Annotated in this window: 18 protein-coding genes; 5 read left to right on the top strand and 13 right to left on the bottom strand. The window is 33.0% G+C overall.

Features of this window, described 5'->3' with window-relative positions; all coding sequences use genetic code 11:
* Positions 1 to 54: 54 nt before the first annotated feature.
* The 7 genes from murD to mraZ form a co-directional block, all read right to left on the bottom strand.
* Positions 55 to 1386, bottom strand: a complete 1332-nt coding sequence (gene murD / locus FLACHUCJ7_RS05970) for a UDP-N-acetylmuramoyl-L-alanine--D-glutamate ligase (protein ID WP_180908275.1) — start codon at positions 1384 to 1386, stop codon at positions 55 to 57.
* On the bottom strand, positions 1387 to 2616 hold the full coding sequence (mraY, locus tag FLACHUCJ7_RS05975) for a phospho-N-acetylmuramoyl-pentapeptide-transferase (protein ID WP_031454589.1): 1230 nt from the start codon (positions 2614 to 2616) through the stop codon (positions 1387 to 1389).
* A 79-nt stretch (positions 2617 to 2695) separates the two neighbouring features.
* Complete coding sequence (locus FLACHUCJ7_RS05980; RefSeq protein ID WP_180908276.1) at positions 2696 to 4159, bottom strand: UDP-N-acetylmuramoyl-L-alanyl-D-glutamate--2,6-diaminopimelate ligase; 1464 nt, start codon at positions 4157 to 4159, stop codon at positions 2696 to 2698.
* Positions 4156 to 6162: a penicillin-binding protein gene (locus FLACHUCJ7_RS05985; protein WP_078227407.1), complete on the bottom strand. Its 2007-nt coding sequence runs from the start codon at positions 6160 to 6162 to the stop codon at positions 4156 to 4158. The genes FLACHUCJ7_RS05980 and FLACHUCJ7_RS05985 overlap by 4 nt, the downstream gene beginning before the upstream one ends.
* Positions 6153 to 6500, bottom strand: a complete 348-nt coding sequence (locus tag FLACHUCJ7_RS05990) for an FtsL-like putative cell division protein (protein ID WP_031454586.1) — start codon at positions 6498 to 6500, stop codon at positions 6153 to 6155. Before FLACHUCJ7_RS05990 ends, FLACHUCJ7_RS05985 begins: the two co-directional genes overlap by 10 nt.
* A gap of 15 nt (positions 6501 to 6515) precedes the next feature.
* Complete coding sequence (gene rsmH / locus FLACHUCJ7_RS05995; protein WP_180908277.1) at positions 6516 to 7424, bottom strand: 16S rRNA (cytosine(1402)-N(4))-methyltransferase RsmH; 909 nt, start codon at positions 7422 to 7424, stop codon at positions 6516 to 6518.
* Entirely contained in the window at positions 7399 to 7872 is a 474-nt protein-coding gene (gene mraZ / locus FLACHUCJ7_RS06000; RefSeq protein ID WP_031454584.1) for a division/cell wall cluster transcriptional repressor MraZ, read from the bottom strand. The genes rsmH and mraZ overlap by 26 nt, the downstream gene beginning before the upstream one ends.
* A 377-nt stretch (positions 7873 to 8249) precedes the next feature.
* Here mraZ and FLACHUCJ7_RS06005 point away from each other — a divergent pair, with 377 nt between their 5' ends.
* The 3 genes from FLACHUCJ7_RS06005 to FLACHUCJ7_RS06015 all read left to right on the top strand — a co-directional run bounded on the left by FLACHUCJ7_RS06005 (position 8250) and on the right by FLACHUCJ7_RS06015 (position 10469).
* Entirely contained in the window at positions 8250 to 9014 is a 765-nt protein-coding gene (locus FLACHUCJ7_RS06005) for an alpha/beta fold hydrolase (protein ID WP_078227406.1), read from the top strand.
* A gap of 44 nt (positions 9015 to 9058) precedes the next feature.
* Positions 9059 to 9679 carry a ribosome biogenesis GTP-binding protein YihA/YsxC gene (yihA, locus tag FLACHUCJ7_RS06010; RefSeq protein WP_031454582.1) on the top strand — a complete coding sequence of 207 codons (621 nt, stop codon included), beginning with the start codon at positions 9059 to 9061 and terminating at the stop codon, positions 9677 to 9679.
* 163 nt (positions 9680 to 9842) lie between these two features.
* Positions 9843 to 10469, top strand: a complete 627-nt coding sequence (locus tag FLACHUCJ7_RS06015; RefSeq protein WP_180908278.1) for a hypothetical protein — start codon at positions 9843 to 9845, stop codon at positions 10467 to 10469.
* Between the two features lie 36 nt (positions 10470 to 10505).
* On the opposite strand, the gene gldC is transcribed toward FLACHUCJ7_RS06015, so the two are convergent.
* Complete coding sequence (gene gldC / locus FLACHUCJ7_RS06020; RefSeq protein WP_031454580.1) at positions 10506 to 10841, bottom strand: gliding motility protein GldC; 336 nt, start codon at positions 10839 to 10841, stop codon at positions 10506 to 10508.
* A complete protein-coding gene (gene gldB / locus FLACHUCJ7_RS06025; RefSeq protein ID WP_078227404.1) occupies positions 10841 to 11797 on the bottom strand; it encodes a gliding motility lipoprotein GldB in 957 nt (318 codons plus the stop codon). The genes gldC and gldB overlap by 1 nt, the downstream gene beginning before the upstream one ends.
* A gap of 98 nt (positions 11798 to 11895) precedes the next feature.
* On the opposite strand from gldB, the gene nadE reads away from it, so the two are divergent.
* The gene (gene nadE / locus FLACHUCJ7_RS06030) at positions 11896 to 12702 is read left to right on the top strand and encodes an NAD(+) synthase (RefSeq protein WP_180908279.1); all 807 of its coding nucleotides are present in this window, start codon (positions 11896 to 11898) and stop codon (positions 12700 to 12702) included.
* Between the two features lie 92 nt (positions 12703 to 12794).
* On the top strand, positions 12795 to 13424 hold the full coding sequence (locus FLACHUCJ7_RS06035) for a response regulator transcription factor (RefSeq protein ID WP_007810686.1): 630 nt from the start codon (positions 12795 to 12797) through the stop codon (positions 13422 to 13424).
* 73 nt (positions 13425 to 13497) lie between these two features.
* Here the strand turns inward: FLACHUCJ7_RS06035 and dnaG are convergent, their stop codons facing one another.
* The 4 genes from dnaG to FLACHUCJ7_RS06055 form a co-directional block, all read right to left on the bottom strand.
* Complete coding sequence (gene dnaG, locus FLACHUCJ7_RS06040; protein ID WP_180908280.1) at positions 13498 to 15528, bottom strand: DNA primase; 2031 nt, start codon at positions 15526 to 15528, stop codon at positions 13498 to 13500.
* Positions 15529 to 15655: 127 nt separating this feature from the next.
* Complete coding sequence (locus tag FLACHUCJ7_RS06045) at positions 15656 to 16705, bottom strand: hypothetical protein (RefSeq protein WP_180908281.1); 1050 nt, start codon at positions 16703 to 16705, stop codon at positions 15656 to 15658.
* 83 nt (positions 16706 to 16788) lie between these two features.
* Positions 16789 to 17499 carry a hypothetical protein gene (locus FLACHUCJ7_RS06050; protein ID WP_180908282.1) on the bottom strand — a complete coding sequence of 237 codons (711 nt, stop codon included), beginning with the start codon at positions 17497 to 17499 and terminating at the stop codon, positions 16789 to 16791.
* Positions 17486 to 18046, bottom strand: a complete 561-nt coding sequence (locus FLACHUCJ7_RS06055) for an RNA polymerase sigma factor (protein ID WP_031454574.1) — start codon at positions 18044 to 18046, stop codon at positions 17486 to 17488. Before FLACHUCJ7_RS06055 ends, FLACHUCJ7_RS06050 begins: the two co-directional genes overlap by 14 nt.
* Between the last annotated feature and the right edge of the window lie 128 nt (positions 18047 to 18174).

Consider the following 18174-nt stretch of genomic DNA (forward strand, 5'->3'; position numbering starts at 1 on the left):
TGCCTCAGGTTTTAAGTTTCTTCATAAAGTAAAACTAAAACTTGAAACTTTTTTTTACAAGTTGTGCACCGCTTGTTTAAATTGTTTTCCTCTTTCTTCGTAGTTTTCGAATAAATCAAAACTTGCGCAGGCTGGGGACAATAAAACAGCATCTCCTTTTTCAGTTAATCGTTGTGCTGTTTTTACGGCGTCATTCATATTATTCACTTCAACCATGATATCCACCACGTTACCAAAAGCTTCGATAATTTTTCGATTATCAATTCCTAAGCAAATAATTGCTTTTACTTTTTCACGAACTAATGACATTAATTCGTTATAATCATTTCCTTTATCAACACCACCTACAATCCAGACAGTTGGAACATTCATACTGTCTAATGCAAAAAAAGTAGCGTTTACATTTGTTGCTTTTGAGTCATTTATGTATTGTACATTCTGAATTTTAAGAACTTTTTCTAAACGGTGTTCAACACCTTGAAAATTTGATAAACTTTCTCGAATTGTTGCTTTTCTAATTTGCATCAACTTTGCTACAGAGCTTGCTGCCATTGCATTTTTTAAATTATGTTTTCCTTCTAACGCAATGTATTCTGTTTCCATTGTAAACTCTTCGTTGTTGATGTTTATTTCCATTTTGTTATTTTTTATGTAAGCTCCTTCACCGAATTGTTTAGATAATGAAAAAGGAATTAATTTTGCTTTTGTTTTATTATTTTTCAACCACTCTGTGATTGCCTCATCATCTGCATCGTAAATAAGATAATCGTTTTCGGTCTGATTCATTGTTATTCTGAACTTTGAATCAATATAATTTTGATATTTATATTCGTAACGATCTAAATGATCCGGGCTAATATTGGTTATAATTGCTATATCTGGCCTGTATTCTATTATTCCATCAAGCTGAAAACTGCTTAATTCCAGCACATAGGCATCGTATTTATTTTCTGCTACCTGCCAGGCGAAACTTTTTCCTATATTCCCTCCCAAACCAACATTTAAACCTGCTGATTTTAGCAAGTGATGCGTTAGCATTGTTGTGGTCGTTTTACCATTACTTCCGGTAATTCCAATTGTCAATGCTTCTGTAAAAGGTTTGGCAAATTCTATTTCCGAAATCACTTTAACTCCAGCTGCAATAAGCTTTTTTACTATCGGGGATTTTTCAGGAATTCCCGGGCTCTTCATTACTACATCGGCATTCAGAATTAAATCTTCAGTATGCTGTTCCTCTTCCCATGCAATTTTATTAATGATAAGAACTTCTTTATAACTTTCTTTTATCTTTCCAAAATCAGATACAAAAACATCATATCCTTTTTTCTTTCCGAGGATAGCAGTACCTACACCACTTTCTCCCCCTCCTAAAACCACCAGCCTCATCTATCTTAACTTTAAAGTAACGATTGACAATATGGCTAACATGATGGCAACAATCCAGAATCGGGTTACAATTTTACTCTCATGGTATCCCTTTTTCTGATAATGATGATGCAACGGAGACATCAGAAAAATTCTTCGGCCTTCACCAAAACGTTTTTTGGTATATTTAAAATAGGCTACCTGAATAATCACTGAAGCACTTTCTGCAAGGAAAATTCCGCAGAATAAAACAATCAATATTTCTTTACGAACTGCAATGGCCAATACAGCAATGATTCCTCCAATGGTCAAACTTCCTGTATCCCCCATAAAAACTGAAGCAGGAAAGGAATTATACCACAGAAACCCAATCAAAGCACCTGTAAAAGCAGAGATAAAGACGGTCATCTCTCCCGAATTAGGGATGTACATTATATTAAGGTAATTTGAAAAAATAATATTCCCCGAAACGAATGTAAAGATCCCGAGCGCAAGAACGGATATCGCCGAAGTTCCCGCAGCAAGACCATCAATTCCGTCAGTTAGATTTGCTCCGTTTGATACAGCTGTGATAATAAAAATAACAACCGGAATAAAGATTAACCATGCCCATTTTTCGTATCCTTCTCCCATAAAGGACAGAATTTCGGCATAATCAAATTCATTGTTTTTCACAAACGGAATTGTTGTTGCTGTTGATTTTTCTTCAACCGGAGCTGGCAAAACTACTGTTGAACTTACATTTTTATAGACACTTGTTCTTCCGGTATCTGTTCTTACCGTTACAGCCGGATTAAAATATAAAACAGCCCCAACAATAATTCCAAGACCTACCTGACCAATAACTTTAAAAATCCCTTTAAGACCTTGCTTATCTTTTTTAAATATTTTAATATAATCATCAACAAACCCAATTGTACCCATCCAAAGAGTTGTTACAATAAGCAATACGATGTAAATATTATGCAATCGTGCAAATAACAAAACGGGGACCAGTGTTGCAAAAATGATAATAAGTCCTCCCATAGTAGGAGTTCCTGCTTTCTCATTCTGACCTGCAAGACCTAACTCACGCACTGTTTCACCAACTTGCTGATTACGCAAAAAATTGATAATTCTTTTTCCGTAAATAGTTGACAAAAGCAGCGAAAGCATGAATGCCAAAGCCGATCTAAAAGTGATATACTGAAAAACTCCCGTTCCGCTTATATCTAATGTTTTGTCAAAATATTCAAATAAATAGTATAGCATATTTTTCTATTTTTTAAATTCCAATTTGAAATTCCAAATTCTAATGACCCTTGTGGTATTTGAACTTAGAAATTCGTTGTTATTTATTTAGTTGATCTAAAATTTCTTTTACCGTTTCCATATCATCAAAATGATGCCGAACGCCATTTATTTCCTGATACGTTTCATGGCCTTTACCGGCAATCAAAACAATATCATTAGGCTGGGCTAATTGACAAGCTGTTTTTATCGCCTGTTTTCTATCTGTAATACGTAAGAGTTTTTTATAGTTATGAGGTTCAACACCTTTCTCCATTTCATCCAAAATTACTTCCGGATCTTCATTTCTTGGATTATCAGAAGTCAAAATAGCTTTATCAGTTAAATTGGTAGCAATTTGAGCCATAATTGGTCTCTTGGTTTTATCTCTGTTTCCTCCACAACCTACAACAGTAATCAATTGTTCATTTTTAGTCCTGATATCATCGATTGTTTTTAAAACATTTTCCAAAGCATCCGGTGTATGTGCATAATCAACAATCGCTGTAATATTTCCTCTTGAAACGATATATTGAAAACGTCCCGAAACACTTTCTAAATCAGAAAGCAAACGCAACGCTTCGAGACTATCCATACCTAACTCTATGGCAGTGCCGTAGATAGCTAAAATATTATAGGCATTAAAAGTGCCAATCAGTTTTACCCAAACTTCATTATCGTTTACTTTTAACAATAATCCGGACAATTGGCTTTCTAAAATTTGTGCTTTAAAATCTGCATATGTTTTCAAGGCATATGTAAACTTTCTGGCAACCGTATTTTGTAACATTACTGCTCCGTTTTTATCATCAATGTTTGACAAAGCGAAAGCTGTCTTTGGCAACGAATCAAAAAATGATTTTTTTACATCTCTGTATTCTGCAAAACTGGGATGATAATCTAAATGATCGTGTGAAAGGTTCGTGAAAATTCCTCCCACAAAATGCAAAGCTTCTGTTCTTTTTTGATGAATTCCGTGTGAACTCACTTCCATAAAACAATTCGTCACTCCTGCTTCAATCATTTCATTTAAATAATGATTAATTGTAATGGAGTCCGGAGTTGTATGCGTTGCTTTATATTCTGTTTCATCAACCATTATTTTTACGGTTGATAATAAACCAACTTTAAAATCTGCTTTTTGAAATAATTGAAATAATAAGGAAGCAATCGTTGTTTTTCCGTTTGTTCCTGTAACACCAACTAATTTTAATTTTTCAGAAGGATTTCCAAAATAATTGGCAGCCATAAAAGCCAAAGCCGTATTGGTATCCTTTACCTGTATATAAGTTATTCCTTTTTCAATATGTCCCGGTAATGTATCGCAAATAATTGCTGTCGCACCTAACTGAATCGCTTTTTCAATATATTCATGCCCATCAGAAAGTGATCCGCGAATAGCTATAAAAACATCATTTTCTTCAATTTTTCTTGAATCAAAATCAATTTTATGAATAGCAATTTCTGTTGAACCTATTACCGATTCAATGCGTACTTTGTATAATATGTCTTTCAGTATTTTCACGATAATTCTAATACTATTGTTGCGTTTTTACTAATACTTTCCCCAGCTTGTAAAGACTGTTTTTTTACTTTTCCTACTCCGCTTACTTTCACTTTCAAACCTAAATTTTCCAATAAAGCGATTGCATCCATCCCCGGCATTCCTTTTAAATTTGGAATCAGTTTTGGCTTTTTATTTGATTCTACATCAAACTTATTATAACTATTTTCCTGTTTTGGGATTTTTAAATCTAAACGCTTGATTTTATTTGTTGAAGGCGCATCTGTAAATATTTTTTGAGCGATTCTTTTAAAAACCGGTCCTGCAACATCTGCTCCGTAATAATTATTCATAGCTGTATTTGGTTTATGAACCACTACAATACAAGAATACTTCGGATGATCTGCCGGAAAATATCCTACGAAAGATGATGCATAATACATTCCTTCCCTTCCTGCTTTATTATAATTAACCATAGCTGTTCCTGTTTTTCCTGCCATTGGAAAATCTTTCGAATACAGTTTAGAAGCTGTTCCTTTTTTTACCACATTCCCTAAAACTGCCCTTACTTTTTTAAGTGTTTCAGGCGAACAAATTCTTGGATTAATTACCTCAGTATCAAATTTTTTAATCGTTTTGTTCCATTCTTTAATTTCTGAAACAAATTGAGGCCTTACCATTACGCCATTATTTGCAACCGAATTATAAAAGGCTAAAGTTTGCATTGGAGTAACTGAAACTGAATATCCAAAAGCCATCCACGGAAGTGAAATTCCGGACCAAATTTTATCACCAGGATGTGGAATAATTGGCCTTCCTTCTCCTTTAAAATGCAATCCTAAAGGCTTATCCAAACCAAAACTTCTGATATGATTTACAAATTTTGCCGGATTATTTTTATAATTATCATAAACTGCCTGAACCATCACTGTATTTGATGAAAGTTCAAATCCACGGGCTAATGAAATCTTTCCATAACCACCTGTATGCGAATCTCTCACAGCTCTTCCGTAATACTTAATTATACCACCATGACTATCATACACCGTGCTTGTATCAGCAACCTTATCTTCTAAAATTGCCATTAAATCAACCAACTTAAAAGTCGATCCCGGTTCGTGAGATTCTGCTACTGCATAATTTATAGTTTCTGTATACGATCCGTCTTCTTGTCTTCCTAAATTAGAAATTGCTTTTATATGACCCGTTTCTGTTTCCATTACGACTACACAACCATGATCAGCTTCGTAATCCTGAAGCTGTTTCAATAAGGCATGGTGGGCAATATCCTGAATAAAAACATCAATTGTTGAGATTACATCGTAACCATCTATAGGATCAACTTCGTTCAAATCACGAATGGGTTTCCACTGCCCTTTAGCAATTTTTTGCTTTAAGATTTTACCATCTTTTCCGTTAAGATAACTTTTAAAAGCCCATTCAATTCCTTTTCCAACTTCAACACCCGTTGCAGGATCAATACGGTCATACCCAATTGTTCTTTCAGCAATTTTCCCTATCGGATGTTTCCTAACGGTTTCCTGCTCAACGATAATTCCTCCTTTGAATGCACCTAAATTAAACAACGGAAACCCTTTAATTCTCACATAATCAGTATAGCTTAATTTACGTGCAATTAAATAATAACGATTTTTATTGTTTCGTGCTCTTCTTAATTCATTTTGATAGTAACCGCTTGGTCTGTCAAAAATAACGGCCAAAGAATCTGAAAGAGGTTTTATATATTTTTCAAAATTTTCTTCTTTTGGTGCTTTCGAATCAAAACGGATTTCATAATTTGGAATTGATGTTGCAAGCAAACTACCATCAGCAGAATAAATATTTCCTTTATTGGCCGGAATCACAAAATTTCTTACTGTACGCTGTTTGGCTAATTTTCGATAATAATTACCCTCAACCCACTGAATATTAGTTAATTTAACAACAATAGCAATTGACATCACAAAGATGAAAACTGCTACGAGGTAAATTCTGTAGGATATATGTTTATCGTCTACTGCCATATTCTTTTAAAAAAACTTTTTTCTTCTTCTTTTTTAACTTCTATTTTTGTCGGAGGAACCGTTGATGGATAAATTTGTTTTTCAAGCATTTTATTAGAAACTGTTGATTCCATTTTCAGTTTCATTAGTTCTGATCTTCTGTCTACAAATTCAGAACGTAATTCTTTTACTTCATTATTCAGTTTTGCAATTTCAAAAACCTTTTGTTCATATCGTTGTGTATTTGCAATCATTATTATAGCAAGCAGAATGATAAAAACAATGAATCGCCAGTTTTTCACAGCGTCATCATTAATCAAGAATCTTGCTTTTAATATACCAAATACACCACTTTTCATTTTACACCTATATTATTATATCTTTTCAGCAATTCTAAGTTTGGCACTTCTTGCCCTGTTATTAATTTTGATTTCGGCATCATCCGGGACAATCAATTTACCGACAGTTTTAAACGGAACTGAAAAATTTCCATAAAAATCACGTTCAGGCTCGCCTTCAAACATTCCGTTTTTAATAAATCTTTTTACCAGCCTGTCTTCTAACGAATGATAAGATATCACAGAGAATCTTCCGCCGGGTTTTAAAATTTCTAGTGATTGCTCAATAAATTCTTTTAAAACATCCATTTCCTGATTCACTTCAATTCGAATAGCCTGATAAATTTGAGCCAATACTTTATTACGAACCCTTTCAGGTAAATATTTCGCCAAAACCTCTTTTAATTCATCAGTCGTTTTTATTGGATAATGCTCTCTGGCTTCTATAATTGTTCTTGACAAAACCGGTGCATTTTTCAATTCTCCATAATCCGAGAATACTCTTCTCAAATTTGCATCATCATATTCATTAACTACACGATAAGCATTTAAATCATTCTTCTGACTCATTCTCATATCCAGCTCGGCATCAAACCTTGTTGAAAAACCTCTTTCAGGAACATCAAACTGATGAGATGAAACTCCTAAATCAGCCAGGATTCCGTCTACAGTTTTTACACTGTGAAAACGCAAAAATCTTTTTATAAATCTAAAATTCTCATTAATTAAAGTAAACCTTTCATCCGGCAATGCATTTGCAAGAGCATCTTCATCCTGATCAAAAGCAAACAACTTCCCGTTTGGACCTAATCGTTTCAAAATTTCTTTTGAATGTCCTCCGCCGCCAAACGTTACATCCACATATATTCCGTCAGGTTTAATATTTAAACCATCAACTGTTGGATGAAGTAAAACCGGATTATGATATTCCATTGTCGTCGTCATTAATATTTCCCATTACTTCTTCGGCTAAATCTGCAAAATCCATATCTTCGCCGCTTATTGATTTTTCATATAAATCCTTATCCCAAATTTCCACAATATTAACCGCAGATGAAAAAACCACATCTTTCGAAATACCCGAAAAAGCAACCAAATCTTTCGGAACCAACAATCTACCTAATGCATCGATTTCTACTACTTTAACTCCCGCTGTAAATCTTCTGATAAAATCATTATTTTTTTTTACAAAACGGTTTAGCTTGTTAATTTTTTGCATCATCAAATCCCATTCTTCCATTGGATACAATTCTAAACACGGCTGAAAAACTGAGCGTTTCAAAACAAATCCGTTTTGAAGAGAGGAAGCTAATTGCTTTTTCAAAGGTGCAGGCATCATTAGCCTTCCTTTAGCATCCACTTTACACTCATATGTTCCTACAATAGTGTTCAAAAAAAATCATTAACATGTTACACAGCAAAAATATAAAAAATATTACCACATTTTACCACTATATACCACTTTGTTGATAAGTTTACCCACTTTCACTCCGCTTACTTTAATCAATAGACTATCAAGATGTTATACATTAATCATTTTCTAAATCCATTCCTTTCGCAATTATAAAAAATACATAGTCTTTCTCTTAAAAAACCAATTATAACGCAATGATTTTAACAACTTAAAAATTCAACAAAAACCACTCTAAAAGCTGATTTTTAAACAATTATAAATTCTACTTAAATTATATAGTTAAAAAATGACAGCAAAAATTCATTTTTATTTATTAAACCCTATATTTGTCCAAATTGAAATTGGCATTAAATTAAATGGACAAACACTACAAAAAAGAGGGCAAATACAGCTATTTTGAAGCTGGTGAAGGAACTCCTATCGTAATTCTTCACGGATTAATGGGAGGTCTTAGTAACTTTGACGGTGTAGCGCAATACTTCCCAACAAAAGGATACAAAGTTGTAATCCCGGATTTGCCAATCTACACTCAAAGTATTTTAAAAACAAACGTGAAAAGTTTTGCGAAATACGTTAAGGATTTTATCAATTTTAAAGGTTTTGATAAGGTAATTTTATTAGGGAATTCTTTAGGAGGACATATTGCCCTTTACCACACTAAACTATATCCTGAAAAAGTAGCAGGACTAGTAATTACAGGAAGCTCAGGTCTTTACGAAAGCGCAATGGGAGACAGCTACCCTAGAAGAGGTGATTATGAATACATCAAAAAGAAAGCTGAAGCTGTATTTTATGACCCAAAAATTGCTACTCCTGAACTTATTGATGAAGTATACGCAACCGCAAATGACCGTATAAAACTGATTAAAACATTAACGATTGCCAAGAGTGCAATTCGTCATAATATGGCAAAAGATTTGCCAAAAATGACAGTTGAAACCTGTATCATCTGGGGTAAAAATGACACCGTAACCCCTCCAAATGTAGCTGAAGAATTTGATAAGTTATTACCTAATTCAACTCTATATTGGATAGACAAATGCGGACACGCTGCTATGATGGAACATCCTCAGGAATTTAATGAAATTCTTGAAGAATGGCTTGCTAAAAAGAATTTTTAGTATCTAAACTGTAGAATTTAAGAAGTTTTAAAAATCAAAAAAACATGAAAATTACTACTGCCGAATTCATTGTCAGTAATTCTGAAGTTGCAAAATGCCCACAAGAATTTTTACCGGAATATGCTTTTATCGGAAGATCAAATGTAGGAAAGTCTTCTTTGATAAACATGCTTACAAACCATAAAAATCTTGCAAAAACTTCAGGCAGGCCTGGTAAAACACAATTGATAAATCATTTTAAAATCAATAATAATTGGTTTTTGGTCGATTTACCGGGTTATGGATATGCCAAAGTTTCTAAAAAAACCAAATCGGTTTTCCAGCAATTTATTACTGATTATTTTGAAACCAGAGAACAATTAGTTTGTGCTTTTGTTTTAATTGATATACGCCATGAAGCTCAGAATATTGATATTGAATTCATGTCTTATATGGGCGAAAGCGAGATTCCGTTCTGTATTATTTTCACAAAAGCAGACAAAATCAGCAAAGTAAAAATTGATTCACATATTGCAGCATACAAAAAACAAATGTTTGCCAACAACTGGGCAGAAATGCCTCAGTATTTTGTTACCTCATCAACAGAATCAACAGGAAAAGAAGAACTTTTATCCTATATAGATGAAGTAAATCAGGAGGTTTTTAAAAACAATAGCGGATTTTAAACCTAAATTCGAATCTTTAAATACTCCTGGCCGCACCTTCATTTTATCATTCTCTTTGAAGAACAAGAAGATACTTCTTTGGATCTGAATTTTATTTTACGGATATAACCAAGTCAATATCTTTTTTTAAATTATATTTGAAACAAATTAATTTCATTCTTTTATGAAGAAAACTCTTTGCTTTTTACTTTTATTACTCTTATCTGCCTGCAATGTCACTCACTACTTTTTACACAGTACAGATAAAGCGAATAGTTTGGATTTCACTAAAGGCACATGGCTTGTTGGCGATATTGAAGTTGATCAAAATACCAAAACAAAATTAACCCGTTATGTAATGGCTGATTTTTCTAAATATTTAGGAAGGAGAGCAAAGTATTCAATGGACGAACGAAAATACTTCGCTACCAAACAAGTCCCATTGAAATTAGACAAAGCAGCAATTTTAGAGCTTAAAAAAGCAGCTGATGCTGATTATTATGTCAATATAAAATGTAAAAATGCAAAAAATGACTTTAGTAGTTTTGAATTTCAAAATCATTTTTACTACAAGAAACAAATGACATACGCTGAAGTCATTTTAGAAGTCTACGATTTGAATCGCGGAGAGATAATTTACTCTCAAGCATCGGGAGGATGTCTGGAAGAAGAGCTTAGTATTACAAACTACCCCACATCCGTAGTGATAATGGGATGTTACAGGAAAATTATAAATGACATCAAAAAGAATTCTATCAAGCCTGTAAATCGCCTGCCGACCTATCAGGAGAAAAAAAATTCCAGATCCTAGTGTAATACATGGAATCTGGATTTTTTTTATTAGATACTACTTGGTAAGTTCCAGTTTTTCTGCAAAATAATCACAGAAATCTTTCATTGTATCTGACATTTTTACATCATCAGTTGCACGTTTAAAAGTGTCAGACATCGCTACCAAAGTTTGGTGAAAGAAAATTTTCATTTCATCAACAGGCATATCTTTCGTCCAAAGATCAATTCTCATTGTTTCTTTAGCTTTGCTGTCCCAAATCGACAACATAATTGCCTTAGCTTCTTCGGCCTGAACTCCTCCATCCTGAGCGCTCCATGTTAGCTTTTCAGGAACACGGTTTTCATCTAACTCAATATTGAATTTAATTTCTGAATTTATTGTATCTGACATTATTTCTTAGGTTTGTATTTTGACTTTTCAAAGATTTCTTTCGCGCTTGTTTTTAATAACTCCGGCAAAGTTACGGTATTATTTTTCATGTACGAACGTACCATTTGCCACCCTATCCAGGCACCAACCCTTCCTGGAGAATCATTATCTATTTCCAGATAAAATTTTGAAAAAGGTGCCGGAGCAATAAATCGGGTTGTCAACTTTGGATCGACACTATACAACATCTCTTTTTCTATAAAATAACGCCACATGTATGCTTCATTTTCTTCACACCATTTTATCTGCTCAGTTGTGTAACCTATTTTTTCAGCATCTGTATATTCAGGTAAAAGCAAATCTTTGGCATATAATTGTTTTCCTTCGAAAATCATTTGAGATACCAGATTTTTATCAGCATAAGCCGGAATATTCCTGTAAGCAAAACTTGAAACCACATCTGGCATTATTTGTCTTTCTTCAAAATTTTGTTTCAGGTAATTTGGAAACTGATAAAATTTATGCTCCTTTCCCAAATATAATTCAAGTGCTACTATAACCAGACTATCGGCATAAATAGCTTTGGCATTATAATCCATTTCTCCAATCACCGTAATTACTTTTGGCGTTTTTGATTTTGGAAAATAATATTTTACATGTTGAAAAAGCGCATTAAACTCCTGACGAACCGGCTCAAAATTTGAATATTTTTTTTGAACTTCAGTATAGACTTCTCTCCAAATCGGTTCCTGCATTTTACTTAACCAGACGCTATCATCGTTTCCTGCAGGAAAAAAGAAAGGGAACTGTTTTTTGACTTTTTCTAAATCTTCAGGTTTGGTTTCAAAAAAAACTTTATCAAAACGTTCAACCTTAATGTCAACCGGAATTTCTTCAACAGCTTTTTCTACTTTGTTTTTTTGATTACAGGATAAAAAAAACAAGGACAGAACCACTACAAAGCGATATAATTTCATTTTATTTTAATTAGATTTGTGTTACTTATCTTAAGTAAACATATACTTAAAAATATTTGTGCAAATATACATCCCTACATCTTAAAACTTGAATTATTATGGCTAAAAAAAGCACTATTCAGACAGAAAAAGTAAATAACCACATTGTAGAGTGGCTGAAAAATTATGCTAATAAAGCAAAAGTTAACGGTTTTGTAATTGGAATTTCCGGTGGAGTTGATTCTGCTGTAACTTCTACATTATGTGCTCAGACAGGATTGAAAGTTCTATGTGTAGAAATGCCTATTCATCAGGCACCAAATCAGGTTTTGAGAGGAAGAGAACACATTGAACAATTAAAAAAACGTTTCCCAAATGTTTCAGATGTCAAAACAGATTTAACAGCAACTTTTGAAGCATTCAAAAGTACAGTTCCAAGATCTGATGATGACGCAAAAGTAAATCTTTCACTTGCAAACACCCGTGCTCGATTAAGAATGACTTCTTTATATTATTTAGCCGGAATTCATGGTTTATTAGTTGCAGGTACTGGTAACAAAGTAGAAGATTTTGGCGTTGGTTTTTATACAAAATACGGAGACGGAGGTGTTGATTTGAGTCCGATTGCAGATTTGATGAAATCTGATGTATATGCTCTTGGAGAATTTTTAACAATTCCTGACTCAATTTTAACAGCTGCTCCCACAGATGGTCTATTTGGTGACAACAGAACAGATGAGGATCAATTAGGCGCAAGTTATGACGAACTGGAATGGGCTATGTTAGCCGAAGAAGCAGGAAATACAGCAGATAATTTTAGTGGAAGAGAAAAATCTGTCTTCGAAATTTATAAACGTCTAAATACCAGCAACAAGCATAAAATGGAAGAAATTCCGGTCTGTATCATACCAAAAACGTTAAAATAATACTTTTTAACATTTGTCAGCTATAAACTACAGAATTTATTTATTAATTTTACAGCTCCAAAAACAATGTACAATTCTAAAAAGGTAAAATTATGATTAAAGTATGTCTAGCAGACAACCACCCTGTGACTCACTTTGGCGTTAAGTCTTATTTTAAAGACCACGATCAAATTTCAATCGTTGCCAATGTAGGTAATTTTTCAATGGTTAGAGATATTCTTCAGACGAAGGAGATCGACATCCTAATTCTAGATTTAGAGTTAGAAGGTCTTTCGAGTATCTTTGAAGTGAAATCTATCCTGAAAAATTTTCCTAAAACGAAAATTGTAATCTTCAGCGATCTGGCCGAGCAAATGTACGCTCCTAATGCGATTAAAGCGGGTGTTTCCGGGTACGTGCACAAAACAGAAAAACTTGAAACATTAGGTGTTTCAATTATTAAGGTACACGAAGGAAAAGTTATTATTAACGAAACTGTACGTAAAAACATGGCACTTATTGCTAAACAAAGCAAAAGTGAGCGTTTGTACAGAAAACTTTCCAATCGTGAAATTGAAGTTTTACGTTACTTAAGTGACGGTAAGAAAAACAACGAAATTTCTAAAATTTTAAACCTGAATGAAAAAACAATTAGTACTTATAAACTAAGACTATTGACTAAATTGAATGTGACCAATTTAGTTGACTTGGTTAATAAAGCTAAGACTTTAGAAATTATTTAAACAATATGACTGATTCTTAAGTGAATCATCAAAAGTAAAAAGCTCTATATTGAAAAATATAGAGCTTTTGTCTTTATGAATGATAAGGTACGACAACCCTACCTAATTTTTTTGAAAAATTATTAAGCAGTTTAGAATAATCAACAACCATAGATAATATTTCTGAATTATCTTCCTGAGGGTCAATTAATAAGGTATTTTTTAATTCATGAATAATTTTAGAAATTAAATACCATCGCATTGAAAAAATGGTATCTGACACATTTTGCTCAATGGTTGCATCTTTGTGTTTTGGAAAAATATTCTGTCCCTCCCAGTTGTGAATAGTCAGTCTTTCATCTTCCATCAAAATATTCGTTACTTCCTGAGCAAACTCTGGTTGAAGATGCATCAAATATTTATCTAAGCTAAAAGTTTCATTTTGATTATAAAAATCAATTATATTATTAAAAATATTTTGAAATAATTGATTTGATAGTTCTACTTCGTCTTCCTGCAAACTCAGGTAAACTTTCTCATAAACCTTATATTTTCTTTTTTCTGTAACCTCTTTTACATTTCCTTCTTCGTCAGCCTTTAAGAAAACGTCTTCAAAATCTTCGGTAACACTTCCATAGAGCAATAAAATTTCAATGATTTTTCTTTCTAAACCGTACAAAATATCTATTTTTTCAGACGGCTGTTCCATATCTCCAGGAAAAGTTGGGTCATCATAATATCTAGGATCATCCGGCGGATAATTATTTCTATGGACCTCAAAAGCTTTTTGTTCTTGCTTTTGCTTTTTACCAGCGTCAGCAATCTCTTTTTGAGTTAACTGTGCCAATGTACTTACCAAAACCTGCTCAGAAATATCCATTATTCGAGCACATTCCTGTATGTAAACTTCACGCTGAATACGGTCTGGAATTTTAGAAATACTGGTAACCATATCCCGGATCAAATCGGCTTTTTTTATAGGGTCGTTTTTTGCTTCTCCTATTAAAATTGAAGCTTTAAACTGTATAAAATCTTTACTATTGTTTTCTAAATAAGCAACCAAATCATCATGTGAATTTTTTCTGGCAAAGCTATCAGGATCTTCCCCATCCGGAAAAGCACAAACCCTTACATTCATACCCTCTTCCAGAATCAAATCGATTCCGCGAATTGCAGCCCGGAGACCCGCAGCATCTCCATCAAAAAGAACCGTAATATTTCTGGTCAATCTATTTACCAAACGAATCTGATCCGGAGTTAAAGCTGTTCCGGAGGAAGCTACAACATTTTCAATACCGGCCTGATTAAACTGAATCACATCCGTGTAACCTTCAACCAAATAACAATTATTTAGTTTAGCAATTGATTGTTTAGCCTGAAAAATTCCGTAGAGCACTTTACTTTTATGGTAAATATCACTTTCAGGTGAATTCAGATATTTTGCTGCTTTTTTATCATTGGTTAAAATACGCCCTCCAAAACCCAAAACACGACCCGACATACTTTGTATCGGGAACATTACGCGTCCTTTAAAACGGTCAAAAGGTCTGTCTTCTCTTGGAATTGTTAAACCGGTACTTTCCAGAAACTCTAGTTTATAGCCTTTCCCTAAAGCTTCTTTGGTCAGAGCATCCCAAGTCTCCGGCGAATACCCTAAATTGAATTTTTTGATAGTTTCATTTGTAAAACCTCTTTCTTTAAAATAAGACAACCCTATGGCTTTCCCTTCTTCTGAATTCAAGAGAGTATCATTAAAATACTTTGCAGCAAATTCTGAAACCAAATACATACTTTCGCGAACATCTGTTATAGCTTTTTCAGCATCCGTTTGTTCGGTTTCTTCTATTTCAATATTGTATTTCTTGGCCAGGTATTTAATAGCTTCCGGATAAGTAAACTGTGAGTGTTCCATTAAGAATTTAACAGAATTCCCACCCTTTCCTGTACTAAAATCTTTCCAAATCCCTTTTGCAGGCGAAACCATGAATGACGGTGAGCGCTCATCTGAGAATGGACTCAATCCCTTAAAATTACTTCCGGCACGCTTTAAATTAACAAAATCACCAATAACCTCCTCTACACGAGCAGTTTCAAAAACAGTATCAATTGTATTTTGTGAGATCAAACTTAAAATATTTTTAAAAAATAATAGCCTGTAAAAGTACACAAATCCTTCTTTAATTTACTGCTTTTACATAAAAAAAAGCGCCTCTTATAAAGCGCTTTTTCTACTAATTAACAAAATTGTATACTTAATTAAAATCAAACCTTAAGCCTAATGAAATATTATTTTCTTTAACTAAATTGTCCTGGAATAATGGATTTAAATCATACTTTAAATACAAGCTCAATTCTTTGTAACCAATATAAGAACTCAATCCGTAAATAAAATTATTCACGTTATAATCGCCTTTTATTGTCGTTTTATATTTCAGATCATCTTCTTCAAATTTTAAAATCTGTTTCGATTTCACATTGATTCCGGCATACCCTCCAATTCCAAAACGAAAACTTTTATGCGTTCTAAAATACGTTTTCCCATCTTTTTCTTTGGGTTTTGTAAAATCAAATTCTAAATGTACCGGCAAAACTAAATATACATTTCTAAAACGTGATTCTTTTAAATTTACAGGATTTATCTCTAAATCGGTCTGATCTCCGTTGACTACAAAACTGCGATTATTAGTTGGGCGAATATTATTGTACATTAATGACAACCCGTATTTTGCATGCAATAAATTATAGTTTTTCATTAATCGTGAATTATAAGTAAAACCCCATTCGTAAAAATGTGAGCCCATAAACTTATAATTAGAATCCTGCAGTTCCCCATCTGCTATAATATTATTGAGACCAATGGCAAAAACAAATTGCGAAGTTGTTCTTTTTTCTCCACGAATAGAGTCTTTACCATTTTTATTATTCCAATCGTTTCTGTCCCAATGAATTATTAACCTGTTTTTCTTTGTTGAATCCTGCTCTTTCAGATTCCCGTCTACTTTCTGCTGAACCAGGTCATTAAGTTCATTTTGAGCAAGAGTTACTTTCTCTTCGATAATGACAGCTCTTGCTTCTGCTAACTCTTTTTTACGTTTATCAGCCTGCTCTCCAGTAATTACTCCATTTGAAAGCTGTACATTTATTTCTTCAACTTCTTTTTTAAGGGTTTCTTTTTCCTGTTTAGTAATTTTTTCAATTTTATTTGCAATTTGTTTTGCTCTTGATTCAAAAGTTTCCTGTCCCAGCACTTTACTGACAAATAAAAAGACTAAAATAACGAGGTAAATGGTAAAATTTTTCATGATTGATTTTTAAATTGATTGATGATTTTATTCTTATTTTTTTGCATTGAATTTGTTATTTGCAATTGAGATTGAATTTGCAATTATTCCTGCTGATTTCTACTGGCTACGGCAACTTTTACTGTCTGATAATTTTTATTGACTTTTGAAATTACTTTTTCCCTAAAAGACAGTTCTAATTCTCCGTCAACCTGATTGAGTAAATCATTGGCATTGACTTTTACCTTTGATTTTGGTTTAGCCGAATTTTCTGCTATGACTTTATTTTCTGCCGTTTCTAATAATTGATCTACATTTGAATTTTTAGTGCTTTCGGCAATTACAGTTTGATTGTTGATTGATTGTTTTTCCTGATTGTTTTTGATGATGACTGAAGACTCCGTTATTAGATTTGATTCATTTTTAATGATTTTATTTGAGATTTGATTACGTTTTTTTTCTTCTTTATTTAAACTTTCTTTCAAAGGATTTTCTGAGACAACAATTTTTGTTTTTACTGAATCTGTATTATCCAAAACCGGTTTCAGAACCGAATCTTTTTTAGTATTTTCCTCAATAACAACTTTCTTTGGCGTTTGGGTTGCATTATTATTTTGAGTAAAAAAGAAAGTTCCAACCAATAAAATTCCCATGACACTCGCTGCAACATAAAGCCATTTATTACTCTTTTCCGGCTTCTTTTCTTCGGCAATACTTAACATGGCATCCAATCTGTCCCAGGCTTTATTGCTTGGTTCAATTTTGCGCTGATTTAGTTTTTCACGGAAATCCTTTTCAAAATTATTCGGTTCCATTTTCTTGTTTTTTTAAAATAGTAATTTGTGTTTGCAGCATTTTCCTTGCATGCGATAATTGCGATTTTGATGTTCCTTCATTAATTCCTAACATCTTAGCAATTTCATTGTGTTTATAACCTTCAATTGCATATAAATTGAAAACCATTTTATATCCGTCCGGCAAGGCATCTATTAAAAACTGAATCTGATCAACAGTAAACTGGCTATCAATTTCGTTGAAACTTTCTTCTGTAAAAAACTCATCTTCTGCAAATTTTACTTTTTTCTGAACTCTCAAATACGAAATACATTCGTTAACCATTATCCGGCGGATCCAGCCTTCAAAACTTCCTTTATGTTCAAAGTTCTTTAGATTCGTAAATACTTTCATAAAAGCGGTTATCATTACATCTTCTGCTAGCTGAATGTCCTTTATATATTGTCGGCACACACTTAACATTTTCGGAGAAAACCTGCTATAAATCTGCTGTTGTGCTTGTCGGTTATTTTCGACAGCCAACTTTATGATTTTGGTTTCTTCGTGATGTAACTGAATAATTTTCATTAATAAGCGTTCAGATTTTGTTTTACTAACAGACTTCTATTAGCATAGACGAGTATTGTTTTAAAATGGTTGCATGTGAGTAGAAAAAAATCAAAAAATAAATTTAAAATCCTAATACATAAATACAA

The sequence above is a fragment of the Flavobacterium salmonis genome, from assembly GCF_903819435.1.
In the GTDB taxonomy this organism is placed as follows: Bacteria; Bacteroidota; Bacteroidia; order Flavobacteriales; family Flavobacteriaceae; genus Flavobacterium; species Flavobacterium chungangense.

Bases quoted from the DNA above. Each gene is read 5' to 3' on its own strand.
- murD (WP_180908275.1), bottom strand. From the start codon at position 1,386: ATGAGGCTGGTGGTTTTAGGAGGGGGAGAAAGTGGTGTAGGTACTGCT.
- mraY (WP_031454589.1), bottom strand. From the start codon at position 2,616: ATGCTATACTATTTATTTGAATATTTTGACAAAACATTAGATATAAGC.
- FLACHUCJ7_RS05985 (WP_078227407.1), bottom strand. From the start codon at position 6,162: ATGGCAGTAGACGATAAACATATATCCTACAGAATTTACCTCGTAGCA.
- FLACHUCJ7_RS05990 (WP_031454586.1), bottom strand. From the start codon at position 6,500: ATGAAAAGTGGTGTATTTGGTATATTAAAAGCAAGATTCTTGATTAAT.
- rsmH (WP_180908277.1), bottom strand. From the start codon at position 7,424: ATGACGACGACAATGGAATATCATAATCCGGTTTTACTTCATCCAACA.
- FLACHUCJ7_RS06005 (WP_078227406.1), top strand. From the start codon at position 8,250: ATGGACAAACACTACAAAAAAGAGGGCAAATACAGCTATTTTGAAGCT.
- yihA (WP_031454582.1), top strand. From the start codon at position 9,059: ATGAAAATTACTACTGCCGAATTCATTGTCAGTAATTCTGAAGTTGCA.
- FLACHUCJ7_RS06015 (WP_180908278.1), top strand. From the start codon at position 9,843: ATGAAGAAAACTCTTTGCTTTTTACTTTTATTACTCTTATCTGCCTGC.
- gldC (WP_031454580.1), bottom strand. From the start codon at position 10,841: ATGTCAGATACAATAAATTCAGAAATTAAATTCAATATTGAGTTAGAT.
- gldB (WP_078227404.1), bottom strand. From the start codon at position 11,797: ATGAAATTATATCGCTTTGTAGTGGTTCTGTCCTTGTTTTTTTTATCC.
- nadE (WP_180908279.1), top strand. From the start codon at position 11,896: ATGGCTAAAAAAAGCACTATTCAGACAGAAAAAGTAAATAACCACATT.
- FLACHUCJ7_RS06035 (WP_007810686.1), top strand. From the start codon at position 12,795: ATGATTAAAGTATGTCTAGCAGACAACCACCCTGTGACTCACTTTGGC.
- FLACHUCJ7_RS06045 (WP_180908281.1), bottom strand. From the start codon at position 16,705: ATGAAAAATTTTACCATTTACCTCGTTATTTTAGTCTTTTTATTTGTC.
- FLACHUCJ7_RS06050 (WP_180908282.1), bottom strand. From the start codon at position 17,499: ATGGAACCGAATAATTTTGAAAAGGATTTCCGTGAAAAACTAAATCAG.
- FLACHUCJ7_RS06055 (WP_031454574.1), bottom strand. From the start codon at position 18,046: ATGAAAATTATTCAGTTACATCACGAAGAAACCAAAATCATAAAGTTG.